The organism is Ruegeria sp. BC6 (assembly GCF_056539185.1).
Window position 1 is genome coordinate 177301 of record NZ_JBQFUM010000004.1, and the last position, 16396, is coordinate 193696.

At 62.3% G+C, this 16396-nt stretch carries 16 protein-coding genes; 8 read left to right on the plus strand and 8 right to left on the minus strand.

Going from position 1 to position 16396, the window contains the following annotated elements; all coding sequences use genetic code 11:
- The first annotated feature begins 190 nt into the window (after nt 1–190).
- Nucleotides 191–1384 carry an NnrS family protein gene (locus ACR0MM_RS13480; RefSeq protein ID WP_480696702.1) on the plus strand — a complete coding sequence of 398 codons (1194 nt, stop codon included), beginning with the start codon at nt 191–193 and terminating at the stop codon, nt 1382–1384.
- Nucleotides 1385–1389: 5 nt separating this feature from the next.
- Here the strand turns inward: ACR0MM_RS13480 and ACR0MM_RS13485 are convergent, their stop codons facing one another.
- On the minus strand, nt 1390–2493 hold the full coding sequence (locus ACR0MM_RS13485; protein WP_480696704.1) for a Hint domain-containing protein: 1104 nt from the start codon (nt 2491–2493) through the stop codon (nt 1390–1392).
- A 244-nt stretch (nt 2494–2737) separates the two neighbouring features.
- On the opposite strand from ACR0MM_RS13485, the gene ACR0MM_RS13490 reads away from it, so the two are divergent.
- Genes ACR0MM_RS13490 through ACR0MM_RS13515 form a run of 6 tightly spaced genes read left to right on the plus strand, consistent with a single transcriptional unit; the run spans nt 2738 to nt 8141 of the window.
- Nucleotides 2738–3187 (plus strand): c-type cytochrome, encoded by a 450-nt coding sequence (locus ACR0MM_RS13490; RefSeq protein WP_005977183.1) that lies wholly within the window; start codon nt 2738–2740, stop codon nt 3185–3187.
- 15 nt (nt 3188–3202) lie between these two features.
- The gene (locus tag ACR0MM_RS13495) at nt 3203–4570 is read left to right on the plus strand and encodes a cbb3-type cytochrome c oxidase subunit I (protein ID WP_170541839.1); all 1368 of its coding nucleotides are present in this window, start codon (nt 3203–3205) and stop codon (nt 4568–4570) included.
- 17 nt (nt 4571–4587) lie between these two features.
- Entirely contained in the window at nt 4588–5385 is a 798-nt protein-coding gene (locus tag ACR0MM_RS13500; protein ID WP_437342563.1) for a CbbQ/NirQ/NorQ/GpvN family protein, read from the plus strand.
- Between the two features lie 8 nt (nt 5386–5393).
- Nucleotides 5394–7316: a nitric oxide reductase activation protein NorD gene (locus tag ACR0MM_RS13505; protein ID WP_480696706.1), complete on the plus strand. Its 1923-nt coding sequence runs from the start codon at nt 5394–5396 to the stop codon at nt 7314–7316.
- Nucleotides 7313–7861, plus strand: a complete 549-nt coding sequence (locus ACR0MM_RS13510) for a cytochrome c oxidase subunit 3 (RefSeq protein ID WP_480696708.1) — start codon at nt 7313–7315, stop codon at nt 7859–7861. Before ACR0MM_RS13505 ends, ACR0MM_RS13510 begins: the two co-directional genes overlap by 4 nt.
- Nucleotides 7862–7865: 4 nt before the next feature.
- Complete coding sequence (locus ACR0MM_RS13515) at nt 7866–8141, plus strand: cytochrome C oxidase subunit IV family protein (RefSeq protein ID WP_170457583.1); 276 nt, start codon at nt 7866–7868, stop codon at nt 8139–8141.
- A gap of 59 nt (nt 8142–8200) precedes the next feature.
- On the opposite strand, the gene hemA is transcribed toward ACR0MM_RS13515, so the two are convergent.
- Nucleotides 8201–9424, minus strand: a complete 1224-nt coding sequence (gene hemA, locus ACR0MM_RS13520; RefSeq protein WP_170582622.1) for a 5-aminolevulinate synthase — start codon at nt 9422–9424, stop codon at nt 8201–8203.
- Between the two features lie 179 nt (nt 9425–9603).
- Between hemA and ACR0MM_RS13525 the strand changes: the two genes are divergently transcribed.
- Nucleotides 9604–10305, plus strand: coding sequence for a Crp/Fnr family transcriptional regulator (locus ACR0MM_RS13525; RefSeq protein ID WP_093963736.1), 702 nt, complete (start codon nt 9604–9606; stop codon nt 10303–10305).
- A 10-nt stretch (nt 10306–10315) separates the two neighbouring features.
- Here ACR0MM_RS13525 and ACR0MM_RS13530 read toward each other — a convergent pair whose 3' ends face one another.
- From ACR0MM_RS13530 to ACR0MM_RS13555, 6 genes are all read right to left on the minus strand, one after another.
- Entirely contained in the window at nt 10316–11311 is a 996-nt protein-coding gene (locus ACR0MM_RS13530) for an ABC transporter ATP-binding protein (protein WP_170421547.1), read from the minus strand.
- 1 nt (nt 11312) lies between these two features.
- On the minus strand, nt 11313–12341 hold the full coding sequence (locus ACR0MM_RS13535; protein WP_480696710.1) for a Gfo/Idh/MocA family protein: 1029 nt from the start codon (nt 12339–12341) through the stop codon (nt 11313–11315).
- A complete protein-coding gene (locus ACR0MM_RS13540) occupies nt 12338–13177 on the minus strand; it encodes a carbohydrate ABC transporter permease (protein WP_170341791.1) in 840 nt (279 codons plus the stop codon). The genes ACR0MM_RS13535 and ACR0MM_RS13540 overlap by 4 nt, the downstream gene beginning before the upstream one ends.
- A 14-nt stretch (nt 13178–13191) precedes the next feature.
- The gene (locus ACR0MM_RS13545) at nt 13192–14106 is read right to left on the minus strand and encodes a carbohydrate ABC transporter permease (RefSeq protein WP_093963180.1); all 915 of its coding nucleotides are present in this window, start codon (nt 14104–14106) and stop codon (nt 13192–13194) included.
- A 68-nt stretch (nt 14107–14174) separates the two neighbouring features.
- Complete coding sequence (locus tag ACR0MM_RS13550) at nt 14175–15425, minus strand: ABC transporter substrate-binding protein (RefSeq protein ID WP_480696712.1); 1251 nt, start codon at nt 15423–15425, stop codon at nt 14175–14177.
- Nucleotides 15426–15457: 32 nt separating this feature from the next.
- Nucleotides 15458–16351, minus strand: coding sequence for an N-acetylmuramic acid 6-phosphate etherase (locus ACR0MM_RS13555; protein WP_480696714.1), 894 nt, complete (start codon nt 16349–16351; stop codon nt 15458–15460).
- Nucleotides 16352–16396: the final 45 nt, after the last annotated feature.

Consider the following 16396-nt stretch of genomic DNA (forward strand, 5'->3'; position numbering starts at 1 on the left):
GGGACGGGCGTCTTCTCCTTGACGAAAGTCAACGGAGGGGGCGTTCAGAGGGAAATGGGGTGGAAAAAAGCCATGAAAATAAGTGCTTTTTGGGGTCATGTTTTCGCCGACGCTTGATTTTGGTTAAGGGGCGCGGGCCCAGCGGTTGCTAGTGCTTGGCAAACGAACAGCTTGGCCAAGGAGAGCAGGCATGCCATCGGCAATCACGCGCGTTATGGGTGAGGGGTTCCGGGTCTTTTTTCTGTTTGCAGGTCTTTACGGCGTGTTTGCCGGTCTGGCCTGGGGCGGGTGGCTGGCAACGCTGGCCGGGATCGAAATGTGGACCAAAGCGCCCTCTGCCATGAGCCCGCCGATGTGGCACGCGCACGAGATGATTTTCGGCTATGCCAGTGCCGCACTGGGCGGGTTCTTTCTGACCGCCGTCCCCAACTGGACCGGCGCCCCTGAGGCGCGGCGCTTGTTTATTGCCGCTGCAGCGGCGCTATGGTTGGCGGGGCGCGTTGCACTGTGGTTCTCGGGTGCGATCGACCCGGTGATTGTCGCGGTGCTCGACCTCGGCTTCGTGCCGGTTCTTGCGGCCAAGATCGCCACCCAGCTGATCCGGCGACCCAAGCCGCAGAACATGATCTTTCTTCTGTTGCTGGCCTACATCTGGGTCTCAAACCTGTTGACCCATCTGGACTGGATCGGTGTGACAGCCGGAACCCTGGATGTCGGTCTGCGCACAGGTTTGCTGGCCTTGTGTTCCATGATCGCCATTCTGGGAGGTCGGATCACTCCGGCCTTTACGCGCAACGCAATGAAGCGCGCGGGCGTGCCCGAAGCTGACTGGCCTGTCAGTCGTGATTGGATGGAAAAAAACAACATGGTGCTTGCCCTGCTGCTGCCCGCTGCGATGCTGATCTTCGGGGCCGGGTACGCAGTCGCGATAATGGCACTGGTCCTCGGAGTGATACAGGGCTTGCGCCTGTCAGGTTGGCGGGGGGCTTGGGCGCTCCGGCAGCCGATCCTGTTTGCGCTGCATCTGGCCCTGGGGATGCTGGGCCTTGGCTTGGTTCTGTGGGGAATGGGCTTGTTGGGCCTCGGCAGTGAACTTGGTGCGCTGCATGTGTTGGGCATCGGCTGCGTCGGTGGCATGACGCTGGCGGTCATGAGCCGCGCGGCGCTTGGCCATAGCGGACGGGCGCTGGTCGCCCCCGCGCCGGTGGTCGTCGCCTACGGAGCTATGGCTCTGGCTGCGATTCTGCGCTGGATTGGGTCCGGGTTGGACGCGCAATTCTTGACTGCCATGCTGGTTGCCGACGGGCTGTGGATCAGCGCGATGGCGCTGTATGTGGTGGCGATGTGGCCGGCCTTGGTGGGTCCGCGTGCGGTACCGTCCTGAGCGGCTCAGGCCCGGTCGATCAAAGGTCGCGCGTTTTTGACATGCCGATGGATCATGTGCCGCGCACGCTTGCCGGTTTCGGGAATGGGCCGAGCGGCGATCGGGACATGATCCGGGTCGTCAAGCTCGGGGAAAATCTCGAAGATCTCGTCTCGGGCATCGCGGCCAATGCTTTTGAGAGCCTCGGGCCCGGTGTACAGGCTTTCCGACGGAGCCCCCTCGGCGGTCACGATTTCATGGCGGTCGAACAGAATGTGGTAGTACGTCACGCTGCTGGCGGTTTCATCGACATGAACGCCGGGAACGCCGACCAGCTTGTGGGCTGGGATCAGCACCTCTTGGGCGTCGAACATGCGCACGGCAATCGCCGAGCGAACCAGCATCCGGTGCTGCGGAGAGACCCGCAGGTCGCGCCGCGGTAGACCCGCCCCCAGCGCTCCGGCTGACACGCAGATCGGACGCAGGCGTGGGTTGGCCTGCAAATCGACCGATGTCAGGGTGCGCGAGCCGACCCAGCGAATCGGTTGCGAGCCGTGATCGAGCGTCAGAACCAGATCGCCTTCGGCCAGATCTTCTATCGCCTTGGCGCCGGTGGGCGTATCGATCAGCGTACCGGCGGTAAAGCAGGGCACGTCGACAATGGCTGTGGGATCGGAGGTGTCCGGTGCGTTCGACGGGGTCACATTCGAACGAGTGAAGGTATATGTGGTGCCGGGTACCAACGGCTCGGACGTGATGTACCCGACAAGGTTTCCTTCAACCTCGACCCGGAAAACATCGATCGTACCGCCGCCCGGTTTGGCCAGGGCATAGGATTCTTCCAGATAGATAGCGCCGGAATCAAAGGTGGTTGATCCGTCAAGGCTGGTGACGACGCCTGTCTGTGTCAGGTCATCGCCGACTTCGTCGTTGAAACGGTCGCCGTTGAAATCAGTTCCATTGTCCGGATCTCCGTTCACGAGCGTTCCACCGGCCGCGTCGGTTACGTCGAATACCCGGCGATCGGTGTTCGGATCATAGCCTGAACTCAGAGTGATGGTGCGGCTAAACCCAGAAAAACCAAATGAAATCACACCCGGCGCGTAGCCGATATAGGAATAGTTTGCCATCTCTTACTCGTTCACTCGCTCAATCAAAGACACCGGAACAGCACATCACGGACCCGGAAACTCCATCTGACTTCGCACCCTGATAGCAGCGGTTCAAGGCGATTTCGGGGCATTTCACGCTTATTTTAAGGGAATGTAGCCTATTGGCCGCGTGCCAGGACAGAGTCTTGACTTTCGTTAAGGCGGCAAACCGCCCATCCCGCCATTGTCCCACCACCAGCAAAGCGGCGCAAAGGAGAGCGCAATGCGAGAAGTCATGACCAAGAGCATGGCCCGCAACATATTCTATGGCGGGTCACTGTTCTTCATCTTAATCTTTCTGGCCCTGTCGGCCCACTCACACCTGTACATCGTCAATTCGCCGAACTCGGCGAAGCTGGATGAGAGCGTGATCCGGGGCAAACATGTCTGGGAAAAACACGCCTGCATCAACTGTCACTCGATCATGGGTGAGGGTGCCTATTTCGCCCCCGAGGTCGCCAACGTGATGACCCGCTGGGGCGTTCTGGACGACCCGGAATCGGCCTTTGAGTCCCTCAAGGGCTGGATGGAGGCGCAACCCACCGGCATTCCCGGTCGCCGGCAGATGCCAAGGTTCAACCTCAGCGACGAAGAGATCCGTGATCTGGCCAACTTCCTGATCTGGACGGACAATATCGACGCTCAGGACTGGCCCCCGAATGACGCGGGCTGAGAAGGGAACGGAGCAATGAAATACGAATCCCAAAAAGTGGCCTATGCCTATTTCGCATTCGCAATGGCCCTGTTCGCGATCCAGGTGATCGGCGGTTTGTTGGCCGGCTGGATCTATGTATCCCCCAACTTTCTAAGCGAGCTTCTGCCGTTCAACATCGTGCGGATGCTGCACACCAACGCGCTGATCGTATGGCTGATCACCGGCTTTTTTGGCGCGGCCTATTTCCTGATCCCCGAAGAGGCCGAGCGCGAGATCCACTCGACCAAGCTGGCCTATATCCAGCTGGCGATCCTGATTCTGGGCACGCTGGGTGTGGTGCTGACCTATGTCTTCAACCTGTTCGAAGGCAACTGGCTGCTGGGCAAAGAGGGGCGCGAGTTCCTTGAACAACCCAAATGGGTCAAGGCCGGCATCGTCGTGGCAGCGCTGATCTTCCTCTACAACGTGTCGTTGACCGTTCTGAAGGGCAAGAAGACCGCCATCACAAACATCCTGCTGCTGGGCCTGTGGGGTCTGGCGCTGCTGTTCCTGTTCGCCTTCTACAACCCGGGCAACCTGAGCCTCGACAAGCAGTACTGGTGGTACGTCGTTCACCTGTGGGTCGAAGGCGTGTGGGAGCTGATCATGGCCTCGATCCTGGCCTACCTGATGCTCAAGCTGACCGGAGTTGACCGCGAGGTGGTCGAGAAATGGCTGTATGTCATCGTCGCCGCCGCGCTGTTCTCGGGCATCCTGGGCACCGGCCACCACTATTACTGGATCGGTACGCCGGGTTACTGGCAGTGGATCGGGTCGATCTTCTCGAGCCTCGAGGTGATCCCGTTCTTTGCGATGATGGCCTTTGCCTTCGTCATGGTCTGGAAAGGCCGTCGGGACCACCCCAACAAGGCCGCGCTGCTGTGGTCGCTGGGCTGTGCTACCCTGGCCTTCTTCGGCGCCGGTGTCTGGGGCTTCCTGCACACGCTGCACGGGGTGAACTATTATACCCACGGCACGCAGATCACCGCGGCCCACGGGCACCTGGCCTTCTACGGCGCCTATGTCTGCCTCAACCTGGCGATCTTCACCTATGCGATGCCGATCCTAAAGAACCGGGATCCGTACAACCAGGTGTTGAATATGGCCTCGTTCTGGCTGATGACCGGCGGCATGGTCTTCATGACCTTCGTGCTGACCTTTGCCGGCACCGTTCAGACGCACATGCAGCGCGTGGTAGGTGACTACTACATGGATGTGCAGGATCAGGTCGCGATCTTCTACTGGATGCGCTTTGGCTCCGGTCTGGTCGTGGTCATCGGTGCGCTGCTGTTCATCTACTCGATCTGGGTCCCGCGTAAAGAGGTCATCGAACCCGGCGTCGCGGAAACTCCTGCGGAGTGATGGATATGGACGGCGCCATGAAACTGGGAACGGGGGCGGCAGACGCCCCCTTCTACCTGCCCCAGGGCGACGAATGCGACGTGTTCGCCGCCGCCTATACCAACAAGCTGCCGGTCCTGCTGAAAGGGCCGACAGGTTGCGGCAAGACCCGCTTCGTGGCCCATATGGCCGCCAGCCTGGGTCGGACGCTCTATACCGTGGCCTGCCACGACGACCTGGCCGCCGCCGACCTGATCGGGCGTTACCTGCTGAAAGGCGGCGAGACGGTCTGGGTCGATGGCCCTCTGACCCGCGCCGTGCGCGAGGGCGCGATCTGCTATCTGGACGAGGTGGTCGAGGCGCGCAAGGACGTGACCGTGGTGCTGCACCCGCTGACCGACGACCGGCGCATCCTGCCGATCGACCGCACCGGAGAAGAGCTTGAGGCCGCGCCCGGCTTCATGCTGGTGGCGTCTTACAACCCCGGCTATCAGAATATCCTGAAAACCCTCAAACCCTCGACCCGGCAGCGGTTCATCTCGCTGGAATTCGACTTTCCCTCGCCTCAGTTGGAGGCCGAAGTGGTCGCGCAGGAAAGCGGACTGCCGCTGGACCGCTGCAAACCGCTGGTGCGGCTGGCGGGAAAACTGCGCGGGCTCAAGGGTCAGGACCTCGAGGAAGGCGTGTCCACCCGCCTGGTCGTCTATGCCGCGACGCTGATCGCGCAGGGCATGTCCACCGACCGCGCCATCCTTGCCGCCATGATCGAACCTCTAACCGATGATGAGGATATCAAACGCGGGCTCCTCGATCTTGTCACCGCCGTCTTTGGGTGAGGCCGGCGATGGTCAGGATCGACTTTGAGCCATGGGAACCCGAAGAAACCATCGGGAAACTGTGGCACAGCCTTGCCAGCCGCCTTGATGCACCAGAGGTGCACGAAGGAGCCGCGGTCGACCTGTCGCAGGTCGCGGGGCGGCTGGCCGTTCTTTTCCGGGGATTGGGCGGCAGTCCGGGCGTCGAGCTGCGCCCGGTTTCGCCCGAGCTCTCGCGCCACCGGCTGGGCTGGCGGCGCAAGTTGGCCACCGAGGCCGAGCTGATCCCAAGGGCCAGTTTCGACGGCGAGGTCCTGCGCCTGCCCGACCGGCTGGCGGTGTTTCCCGCGCGAGAAGCCAACGGCGCGCTTTATGTCTGGCTGGCGGCGGTGGCCGCCCATGCCGGAACCCGCATCGACGAGGATGATCCCCTGCGCGCCGATCTGCGCGCCCTGCAGGCGGCCCGCGCGATGGTCGCCGCAACGCTCGATGACGCGCCGGGCCTGCGCCCGCTTTACACCGAACTGTGCAAGGGCGTGCTGTATCAGCGTGACCTGCCCGGCCTGCCCCCGGCCGAGGCCGCCGTCGAAGACCTGATCCGCCGGATGCTGGGCGACCCGGCCCCCCTGTCCGCCCGCGCCCGGGCCTACGACGCCCTGGGCGATGACGTGGCCGCCCCGCGCGGGTACCAGCCGTTTCGCCCGGTGCCCCTGTGGCCCGAACTGCGCGCGGTCGCCTTTTCCGAACATAACGAGGTCGAAAGCCGCGACACCGAGGGCCCGCCCGAGGAATCGGGCGAAAAGACCCACCGCGCCCGCCGTCGCAAATCCGACCAGGCCGAGCGGCAGGACAGTCTGATCCTGCACAAGTTCGAAGCGATCCTCAGCTGGGCCGAATTCCTGAACCTCAACCGTCGTATCGACGATGACGATCCGGACAACGCGAAAAAGGCCGCCGACGATCAGGACGAAATCGGGCTGGGTCAGATATCGAAGGCGCCGCCGACCCGGCTGAAGCTGCATCTCGATCTCGCGCCCGAGGACGTGAACCGCGAGCGCCTGTCGGGGCGTGTGCTGTACCCGGAATGGGATGTGCGCACAGGGCAGTATCTGCCCGATCACGTCAACGTTCTGACCTCGGATGCCGATATCCGCGAGGATGCCGCCGAGTTCGGTAAGGACCCGGCCACCGCCCGCCGCATCCGCGCCGTCAAACGCCAGTTCGAGGCGCTGCGCCCGGGCCGGGTGATGACCCGCGGCCATCTGGACGGCGACCAGCTGGATATCGAGGCCGCCGTGCGCAGCGCCGTGGACCGCCACGCCAATGGCGAGGGCAACGAGCGTATCTGGATGCAATCCCGCCCCGAGGCGCGCGACCTGGCGGTGTCGATCCTGCTGGATGTCAGCCGATCGACCGAAAGCGCGGTCGCGGGGCGTGCGGTGATCGATATCGAACGCGAGGCACTGGCGGCGCTGGCCTGGGGTCTGAACGCCTGCGGCGACGATTTTGCCATCCACGCCTTCAGTTCGCTGAAACGCCAGCGGGTCTATGTGCAGCGCTGCAAAAAGTTCAATGAGCCCATGACCGCCACCGTGGAGCAGCGCATCGCGTCGCTGCGGCCGGGCCATTACACGCGGCTGGGGGCGGCGATCCGTCATGCCTCGGCCGATCTGGCGGCGCAGGCGCGCAAACGCCGGCTGCTGCTGGTGATCACCGACGGCAAGCCCAACGATCTGGACCACTACGAGGGCCGCCACGGCATCGAAGACACCAGCATGGCCGTGCGCGAGGCGCGCCGGGCGGGGCAGTCGGTCTTTGGCGTCACCATCGACAAGACCGGCAAAAGCTGGTTCCCGCGCATGTTCGGGCAAGGCGGGTTCGCGGTGATCCCCGACCCCAACCGCCTGACCATGGCCCTGCCGCAGATCTATCGCCAACTGGTCGGCGCATGAGTGATGCTACGCTGATCGACGAGCTGCCCGGCGAATTGCTGATGTGGGTTCTGATCGTCTCGGAACTGCTGGTGTTCGGGGCCGGGCTGACCGCCTTCGTGGGCGTCCGCCTGACCGACCCGGCAGGCTTTGCCGAGGCGCAATCCCATCTCTACCGAACCGGGGCCGCGCTCAACACCGGCGTTCTGGTCACATCAGGCTTTCTGGCGGCGCGGGCGCTGCGCTGGCGGCACGCGGCGCGACGCGGTGCCGCGCGGCTGGCCCTGATCGGCGCGGCCCTGCTGGGGGTGGTTTTCCTGATCATCAAGGGCGCGGAATATGCGGGCAAGGCCGCGCAGGGCATCAGCTACGAAACCCACCCGTTTTTCCTGTTCTACTACCTTCTCACCGGGTTTCAAGCCGCGCATGTGCTGGCCGGGGTCGCCATTCTGCTGCTTGTCGCCTGGCGCGACGATCCCCGCAATATCGAGGCCGGCGGCCAGTTCTGGCACATGGTCGATCTGGTCTGGATCCTGCTGTTTCCCGTGATCTACCTGCTGGGGTGACGCGATGCCGAGGTTCTTCTTTGCTCGACCCACCCAAGCGGATCGCCTGACGCGCGCCTGGGCCGGCCTGATCGCGCTCAGCCTGGCCTCGGCCCTGCTGACCCTCATGCCCGTAGGGTCCCGACCGGTCGGGGGCGGTATCCTGCTGTTGGCCCTGTTCAAGGCCCGCGTCATCCTGGCGCGGTATCTCGACCTTGAACGCAGCCCGGCCTGGCTGCGCGGCTTCACGCTGGTGCTGAGCACCTTTGTGGCACTCATCTTTGCGCTCTACCTGGTCTGAGGCAAAAAAGAACCGCCGCGCACAGGGGCACGGCGGCTTGCCAGTTCAGGGACAGAAATCTATTGCGCGGCCATCGGCATCCGGGCGATCTGGCACCGTTGCCACAGCGCCGAGAGCGCGCCGACCAGATGGTCGATATCGGCATCGGTGTGCACGGGTGAGGGCGTGATGCGCAGCCGCTCGGTTCCTTTGGGCACGGTGGGATAGTTGATCGGCTGGATGTAGATGCCGAACTCTTCCAGCAGCGTGTCCGAGATGAACTTGCACTTGACCGGGTCGCCCACCATCACCGGGATGATGTGGCTGGGGTTGGGCAGATGCGGGATGCCCTCGGTGTCGAGCCGGGCGCGCACCTGGGCCACGCGCGCCTTCTGCAGGTCGCGTTCCGCATTCGATTGTTTCAGATGCCGGATCGAGGCCGCCGCCCCGGCGGCGATCGCCGGGGGCAGGGCGGTGGTGAAGATGAAGCCGCTGGCAAAGCTGCGCACGAAGTCGCACAGCGCGGCCGACGCGGCGATATAGCCGCCCACCACGCCGAAGGCCTTGCCCAGCGTGCCCTCGATCACGGTCAGACGGTGCATCAGACCCTCGCGCTCGGCGATGCCGCCGCCGCGGGGACCATAGAGGCCGACGGCATGGACCTCGTCCAGATAGGTCATGGCGCCGAATTCATCGGCCAGGTCGCAGATTTCCTTGATCGGAGCGATGTCGCCGTCCATCGAATAGACCGATTCAAAGGCGATCATCTTGGGCGCCTCGGGGTCGGCGGCGGCCAGCTTGGCGCGCAGGTCGTCCAGATCGTTGTGCTTCCAAATCACCTTCTGCGCCCGCGAATGGCGGATGCCCTCGATCATCGAGGCATGGTTCAGCGCGTCCGAGAACACGATCAGGCCGGGGATCTTTGCCGCTAGCGTCCCCAGCGCCGCCCAGTTCGAGACGTAGCCGGAGGTGAACAGCAGCGCCGCCTCTTTCCCGTGCAGGTCGGCCAGTTCGTGTTCCAACAGGACGTGGTCATGGGTGGTGCCGGAAATGTTGCGGGTGCCGCCCGCACCGGCGCCGCAGCGGTCCAGCGCATCATGCATCGCCGCCAGAACCGACGGGTGCTGGCCCATGCCCAGATAGTCGTTCGAACACCAGATGCGCACGTCCCGTGCCGCCGCGCCATCGGTCTGGCGGGCATTGGGAAAGGCGCCGCATTTGCGCTGCAGGTCGATGAAAACACGATAGTTGCCCTCGGCCTTCAGGTCGCTGAGGCTCTGGCTGAAAAAACGCTCGTAATCCATGTCTCGATCTCCCCGGAAAACTGGCTGTTGGCGGGCAGACTATGGGTGCGCGCACGCCGGGAACATGACAATAGTCAAGCGACGCCGGGAAAAGGGTGGTGCGCGGCGCGCGGGTTTGGCATAGGCTGGCGCAGGGATGGATGGGCCGGGATTTCGGCCGGACGAAAGGGGATGCCTTCGTGGCGCATGAAGCACAAAAAGCCATTGCGCGGCAGTCGCTGCTGCTCAAAAGCCTGCCGGATCAGCATGTCGAAACCCTGCTGAGCCACGCGATCTGGCGCCAGTATGACCGTGGCGAGACGATCTTTGTGCAGGAAGAAAGCGCCCAGGCCGTGCATGTGGTGCTGGCCGGATGGGTCAAGCTGTTCCGCATGTCGCCCACCGGGGCCGAGGCCGTGGTCAGCGTTTTCACCCGCGGCGAAAGTTTCGGCGAGGCGGTGGCGCTGCGCAACGTGCCCTATCCGGTTTCGGCCGAGGCGGTCTCGGCCTGCGAGATCATGCACATTCCCAGCCCGGTGCTGATTTCCTTGATGAAGACCGATCCCGAGATCGGGATCTCGATCCTGGCTTCGACCTTCACACATTTGCATTCGCTGGTGTCGCAGCTGGAACAGCTTAAGGCCCAAACCGGGGCGCAGCGGGTGGCCGAGTTCCTGCTGAACCTGTGTGACTGCGACGAAGGCGCCTGCGAAGTCGAGCTGCCCTATGACAAGATGCTGATCGCCGGGCGTCTGGGCATGAAACCCGAAAGCCTGAGCCGTGCGTTTTCGCGGCTCAAGGCGGTTGGGGTGAAGATCAACCGCAACCATGCCGAAATCTCGGACATTCCGCAGCTGCGCGACTATGCCGACAGCGACCCGGCCGACAATTGGGGGCGCTGAACGCGCCCGGTCAAACCCGCAACCCGTCCTCTCCGAACGTCAGTGCATTGGCCGGATCATAGTCGATGCCGACCTGCGTCCCCGGGGACACCTGATGCTGACCAAAGGCTCGAACGGTAAAGGGCTTGTCGGTACCGATATCGACCAACACGTTGGTATCTGCGCCAAGGTTTTCCACGTGAACGACTGTGCCCGAAAGCGGACCCGACTGCCCAAGGCGAGCGTATTCAGGGCGAATGCCGATGAGTTGCTGGCCAGATCCACCGATCCGATCGGCGGGCACGAAATTCATCGCTGGAGATCCGATGAACTCGGCCACGAACCGGTTGGCGGGGTTGTTGTACAGCTCCATCGGGCTGCCGATCTGTTCGACTCGGCCGTCCCGCAACACGACGATCTTGTCCGCCAAAGTCATCGCCTCGGTCTGGTCGTGGGTCACGTAGATCATGCTGGCGTCGATCTGGCGGTGCAGGTTTGCGATTTCGACCCGGGTGTTCAGGCGCAACGCGGCATCCAGATTGGACAATGGCTCGTCAAAAAGGAAAAGCTTCGGGTTCCGCACGATCGCGCGGCCGATCGCGACGCGCTGGCGCTGACCGCCGGACAACTCGGCCGGGCGACGTTCTAGATAGGGATCCAGTGACAACATGCGGCTGGCTTCGGTGATGCGGCGCGCGATTTCGTCCTTGGGATGCCCGGCCTGCTTCAAGCCCAGTTCCATGTTCCCCCGAACAGTCAGATGCGGATACAGCGCATAAGACTGGAACACCATTGCGATGCCGCGCTTGGCGGGTGGGACCTCGTTGACGGTCTGGCCATCGATTTCTACCGTTCCCGAGGTCGCCTCTTCAAGCCCCGCAATCACGCGCAGCAGGGTGGACTTGCCGCATCCCGAGGGGCCTACAAAGACCACGAATTCGTTTTCCTCGACGGTCAGGTCGATGTTTTTCAGCACGTTTACCTGTCCGAAGGACTTGCACACATTGGTCAGTTTCAGGGCGGTCACGTCACGTCTCCTTCAGGTCGACCGGCTGGCCGGATCGAATGCTTTGGTCGGCGGCAAGGCAGATCCGCAGGGATTGCACCGCGTCATTCATATGGCGGGTCAGGTCGATGTCCTGCGCGATGGCTTGCAGCATGTAAGCTTGTTCGGCGTCGCACAGTTCCTGGTGGCCAGGTTCGCCATCCATCTCGATCAGGGTGTCTCCGCTGGGTTTATGCACCAGAATGCCGCCCACCTTTGTGTGGCCGTCCACATCGTCGGATGCGCCCTTGTTGCCTTCGGTAATGGAAACCGCGCCGTTGGGTGAAACGATGTCTTTCACGAAGAACGCCGTTTCGGACATCATAGGACCCCAACCAGCCTCGTACCAACCAACCGAGCCATCTTCGAACACCACCTGGAACTGGCCGTAATTGTACATGTCGGGCGCGATCTCGTCCGACAAACGCAGGCCCATTCCGTTGACCCGAACGGGCCGGGCATCGGTAATCTGGCACATGACGTCGACGTAATGCACACCGCAGTCCACGATGGGTGAGGTGGTCTGCATCAGCGCCTTGTGCGTCTCCCATGTCGGGCCGTCGGACTGCTGATTCAGGTTCAGGCGAAAGACATAGGGGCCGCCCAGGTCACGCGCCTCGGATATCAGCCGCATCCAAGAGGGGTGATGCCGAAGGATGTACCCAACCACCAGCTTGCGGTTGGCTTCAGTGGCCTTCTCGACGACACGGCGTGCGTCCGCGACAGTGGTGGCCAAGGGTTTCTCGACGAACACATGCGCACCGGCGTCCATTGCGGCACAGGCATAATCGGCATGGCTGTCGGAATAGGTGGCAATCACGGCCAGATCAGGGTTGGTGTCCGCAAGCGCCGTATGGAAATCGGTGAAGACCGGATACCCCTGCAAATCCGGGTGATCCACTGTCCCGGATCGGTTCACCAGACCCACGATCTGGGCGTCGGGATGGTGATGATGCGCCAGCGCGTGGCTGAGACCCATGTTGCCCAAACCTGCGATCAGAACCCGGATCATTTGACCGCCCCCGAAGTGATCCCGCGGATCAGTTGCCGCGAGAAGATGACATACAGAACCATGACCGGCAGGATCGCCATGCTGAGCGCGGAAAGCACCGCGTTCCAGTCGGTGACGAACTGCCCGATGAAGACCTGGCTACCGAGGGTCAGGGTCTTGGTCTCTTCGGCCGGGGCCAGGATCAGCGGGAACCAAAGATCGTTCCAGATAGGTATCATGTTGAACACGGCCACGGTCGCCATCGCCGGACGCACCAGCGGCAGAACAAGGCGGAAGAAGATGGTGTATTCGCTCAGCCCGTCGATGCGGCCTGCATTCTTGAGGTCGTCGCTGACTTGCCGCATGAACTCGGACAGGATGAATACGGCCAGCGGCAGGCCCTGTGCGGTATAGACGAGGATCAGCGCCATCAGCGTGTTGACCAGACCGGTCGCCACCATCATGTCCAGGATCGCAACCGTGCCGATGCGGATCGGAATCATGATGCCCAATGCAAGGTACAGGCCCATCAGCGTGTTGCCTTTGAACCGGTATTCGCTGAGCGCGAAAGCCGCCATTGCGCCGAACAGCAGGATCAGGAACAGCGACACGACGGTGACAATCATCGAATTCTGGAAATACAGGAAAAAGTCGCCCTGTTTCATCACCGTCTGGTATCCGATCATCGAGAACGAGTCGGCATCCGGCAGGGCCAAAGGTTCACGGAAGATCGCCTTGCGCGATTTGAAGCTGTTGATCACGATCACGAAGACCGGAAACAGGGCGATCAGCGTATAGAGGATCAGCGCGCCATGCATGGCGGCGATGTTGAAGGGGTTTCTGCGGGCTTTGTTCATTCTCTTCGGGCCCCTCAGAACTGATACCGGCGGATGCGGGTCTGGATCAGGAACAGATAGATGCAGACCCCCGTCAGGATGATGGCGAACATGCCCGTTGCGATGGCCGATCCCATATGCGGGTCACCGAGTTGCAATTGGAACCCGAAGAAGGTTCGGTACATGAACGTGCCAAGGATGTCGGTCGAGAAGTCCGGCCCCGCCAGCGCACCCTGGGATGCGTAGATCAGGTCGAACGCATTGAAATTGCCGACAAATGTCAGGATCGAGATGATGCCGATCGAGGGCAGGATCAGCGGCAGCTTGATCTTCCAGAAGGCGGACATGCCGGTGATGCCTTCAACCTCGGCAGCTTCGAGGATTTCTTCGGGGATCGACAGCAGGGCGGCATAGATCAACATCATCGGAATACCCACGAACTGCCAGACCGAAATCAGGGCCAGCGTGGTCAGCGCGTATTCTTCTTTGCCCAGCCAAGGCGCGAACAGAGATTTGAGTCCGACCGCGGCCAGCATATCGGGGGCGATGCCCCAGATCGGCGACAGGATCAGCTTCCAGGCGAAGCCAACGATCACGAAGGACAGGATCGTCGGGATGAAGATGGCCGAACGGTAAAACGCCGCAAAGCGCAGGCGAGGGTGGCTGAGGATCGCTGCCAGTGCGATCCCGATCGGATTCTGCACCAGCATGTGGATGAAGAAGAACCAGAAATTGTTGCCCAGTGCGTTCCAGAACGCATCCGACCAAATCGGGTCGCCGAACAGGGTGCGGAAGTTGTCCAGGCCTACGAACACACGGGCCTGATCGACCTCGGTGTAAAGCGCCAGCCGCAGCGTGTTGAACAGCGGAAAGACCATGACGGCCGAGTAGACCAGCACTGCGGGTGCCAGAAACACCACGATGTGCCATTTGATCCGGCGATTGCCCATGTTGTTCCTCGAAAGCTCAGGGTGGCTCTGGCCGTCTGGCCAGAGCCGTTTGCGTTACGAAAGACGGGTTACTGGTGCGGGGCGTACCAGCTGGCCAACCCGTCCTGCAGGCGCTTGCCGGCGTCCTCGGGCGATTCCTCGCCCTTGATCACCTGAGCCGATGCGTTCCAGGTCTCGTTCTCAAGGTTGGGCGTTCCACGCGACAGGATCTGATAGGTGGACCGGATGGTCGAGTTGCACTCGTTCCGCCAGCTGACGAATTCCTGTGCCAGTGGATCCTCCATCGCCACATCGAAGCTGGAGAGAGAGAAGAAGCCGGGCAGGGCGTTTGCATAGATCTGCGCGAATTCCTCGGACCCGACCCAGTTCAGGAAGGTGCGTGCCGCATCGGCGTTGGGCGATGCTGCGTTCAGGCCAATGGCGATGTCGGTGTGGTCCGAGATATAGCACTCGTCCCCGGCATTCTGGACTGGCGGCTTGAAAGCGCCCATCTCGAAATCGGCCAGGTTGTTGAAGCCGCTGATCTCCCAGCTGCCGGCCGGATAGATGGCGGCGCGGCCCAGCGTGAACAGGTTCTGGCTGTCGGGATAGGTCTGCGCTTCGAACCCGTCGCCCAGATAGGCACCCCATTTGGCCAGCTGGCGGTAGGGGGCGACCCACGGCTCGTCCGTCAGTTTCTGAGAACCTTCGATCAGGGCGAGGCGACCTTCTTCGCCCTTCCAGTGGTTCGGCCCGATGTTGTTGTAACCCATGGTGGCCGCTTCCCACTGGTCATTGGTGCCCATGGCCATGGGGATATAGGTACCGTCTTCCTTGATCTTGTCCAGAACGGCAAAGAACTCGGCTTCGGTTTCCGGAACCGACAGGCCCAGCTCGTCGAACGCGTCCTTGTTGTAGATGAACCCATGGATTACCGAGGCCATCGGCACGCAGAAGGTGGCCGAGCCGTCATCGGTCTGCCACGCCGATTTGGCGACGTCCGAGAAGTTCGCCATGCCTTCCAGATCAGAAAGATCGGCCAGTTTGCCCGCCTCGTACAGGCCAAGTGAGGTGTCGAAGGGGCGGCAGGTAATCAGGTCTCCGGCCGAGCCGGCATCCAGTTTGGCGTTCAGGGCGGCGTTGTATTCCGCCGGGGCCGATGGGGTGAACTTGATCTTGATGTCGGGATGCTTGGCCTCAAAGGCCGGGATGATCTTTTCCTGCCACAGGGCCAGGTCGTCGTTGCGCCAGCTTTCGATGGTCAGCGTGGTTTCGGCCATTGCCGCACCGGCCAGGGCCGATGACGCCAGCAGCACGGCGGTCAGTGTGGTTGTTCTCATGATGTATTCTCCCTTTTGGTCTTCTTCTTGGTTCAAATCTGGTCCAACGCAGGGCGCAGATGGCCGCCCGATGCCGCCAGCAGTTCACTGGCCTGCGCCCGAGTTGCGGCGCCGGCGGCCAAAAGTACGGCAAGCTTCAGGTTGCCTTCGGCGCGATCCAGGGCATCAGCGGCGTGCTGAGGTGTGGCGCCGGTTATGTTCCGGATGATTCCTTCTGCGCGCTGACGCAGCTTGGCATTGTCGGCGACCACGTTGACCATCATGCCGTCATGCACATGCCCCAACCTGACACCCATGAGGGTCGAGAGCATGTTGAGCGCCGCCTTCTGCGCGGTTGCGGCGCCCAGTCGGGTCGATCCGGCAATGACTTCGGGCGGGGTGTTCAGGCAAATTGCGCAATCGGCGTAATCGAACAGCGGTGCGTCGGCGTTGTTGGCGATGCAGATAGTTTTGGCGCCGCGGGACTTTGCAATTCCGGCAAAGGTCAACGGGTAGGGCGTGGTGCCGCTGGCGGATATCGCGATCACCGTGTCTGTGGGGCGGAGTTCGGCAGCGGCGATTTCGGCCGTCCGAGTGTCATCTTCGGTGTGGCCCGGCATCTCTGCCCCGGTTGGTATGCCGCCGGCCATGCAGATGGCGATCGAATCTGGCGACAGGCCGAATGTTCCCGGTATTTCCGCCCCATCGGCCAAGCCCATCAGCCCGGACGACCCGGCGGCGGCATAATAGAGCCGCCCGCCGGCGCGGATGGTTTCTGCCATCAATGCCGCACCTCTCGAGATATCCGGAAGGCAAGCATCCAGCCCGTTCAGCGCGGCTTTCTGCGCATCCAGCAGCAGGCGCAGAACTTCGGCGTCCGGGCGCAGGTCCAGCCCCTCGGATTCGTCGCGCAGCATTTCGGTTTGCGGCAGCATGTGCGGCGTCATGTGATTCCCCTTTGGCACCGAAGATAATACCTATATAATACCTTT

What these genes read in the sequence shown, in the direction of transcription:
- ACR0MM_RS13505 (WP_480696706.1), top strand. Translation starts at nt 5,394, where the DNA reads ATGGTCAGGATCGACTTTGAGCCATGGGAACCCGAAGAAACCATCGGG.
- ACR0MM_RS13500 (WP_437342563.1), top strand. Translation starts at nt 4,588, where the DNA reads ATGAAACTGGGAACGGGGGCGGCAGACGCCCCCTTCTACCTGCCCCAG.
- ACR0MM_RS13555 (WP_480696714.1), bottom strand. Translation starts at nt 16,351, where the DNA reads ATGACGCCGCACATGCTGCCGCAAACCGAAATGCTGCGCGACGAATCC.
- ACR0MM_RS13485 (WP_480696704.1), bottom strand. Translation starts at nt 2,493, where the DNA reads ATGGCAAACTATTCCTATATCGGCTACGCGCCGGGTGTGATTTCATTT.
- ACR0MM_RS13545 (WP_093963180.1), bottom strand. Translation starts at nt 14,106, where the DNA reads ATGGGCAATCGCCGGATCAAATGGCACATCGTGGTGTTTCTGGCACCC.
- ACR0MM_RS13510 (WP_480696708.1), top strand. Translation starts at nt 7,313, where the DNA reads ATGAGTGATGCTACGCTGATCGACGAGCTGCCCGGCGAATTGCTGATG.
- ACR0MM_RS13535 (WP_480696710.1), bottom strand. Translation starts at nt 12,341, where the DNA reads ATGATCCGGGTTCTGATCGCAGGTTTGGGCAACATGGGTCTCAGCCAC.
- ACR0MM_RS13540 (WP_170341791.1), bottom strand. Translation starts at nt 13,177, where the DNA reads ATGAACAAAGCCCGCAGAAACCCCTTCAACATCGCCGCCATGCATGGC.
- ACR0MM_RS13495 (WP_170541839.1), top strand. Translation starts at nt 3,203, where the DNA reads ATGAAATACGAATCCCAAAAAGTGGCCTATGCCTATTTCGCATTCGCA.
- ACR0MM_RS13515 (WP_170457583.1), top strand. Translation starts at nt 7,866, where the DNA reads ATGCCGAGGTTCTTCTTTGCTCGACCCACCCAAGCGGATCGCCTGACG.
- ACR0MM_RS13550 (WP_480696712.1), bottom strand. Translation starts at nt 15,425, where the DNA reads ATGAGAACAACCACACTGACCGCCGTGCTGCTGGCGTCATCGGCCCTG.
- ACR0MM_RS13480 (WP_480696702.1), top strand. Translation starts at nt 191, where the DNA reads ATGCCATCGGCAATCACGCGCGTTATGGGTGAGGGGTTCCGGGTCTTT.
- ACR0MM_RS13490 (WP_005977183.1), top strand. Translation starts at nt 2,738, where the DNA reads ATGCGAGAAGTCATGACCAAGAGCATGGCCCGCAACATATTCTATGGC.
- hemA (WP_170582622.1), bottom strand. Translation starts at nt 9,424, where the DNA reads ATGGATTACGAGCGTTTTTTCAGCCAGAGCCTCAGCGACCTGAAGGCC.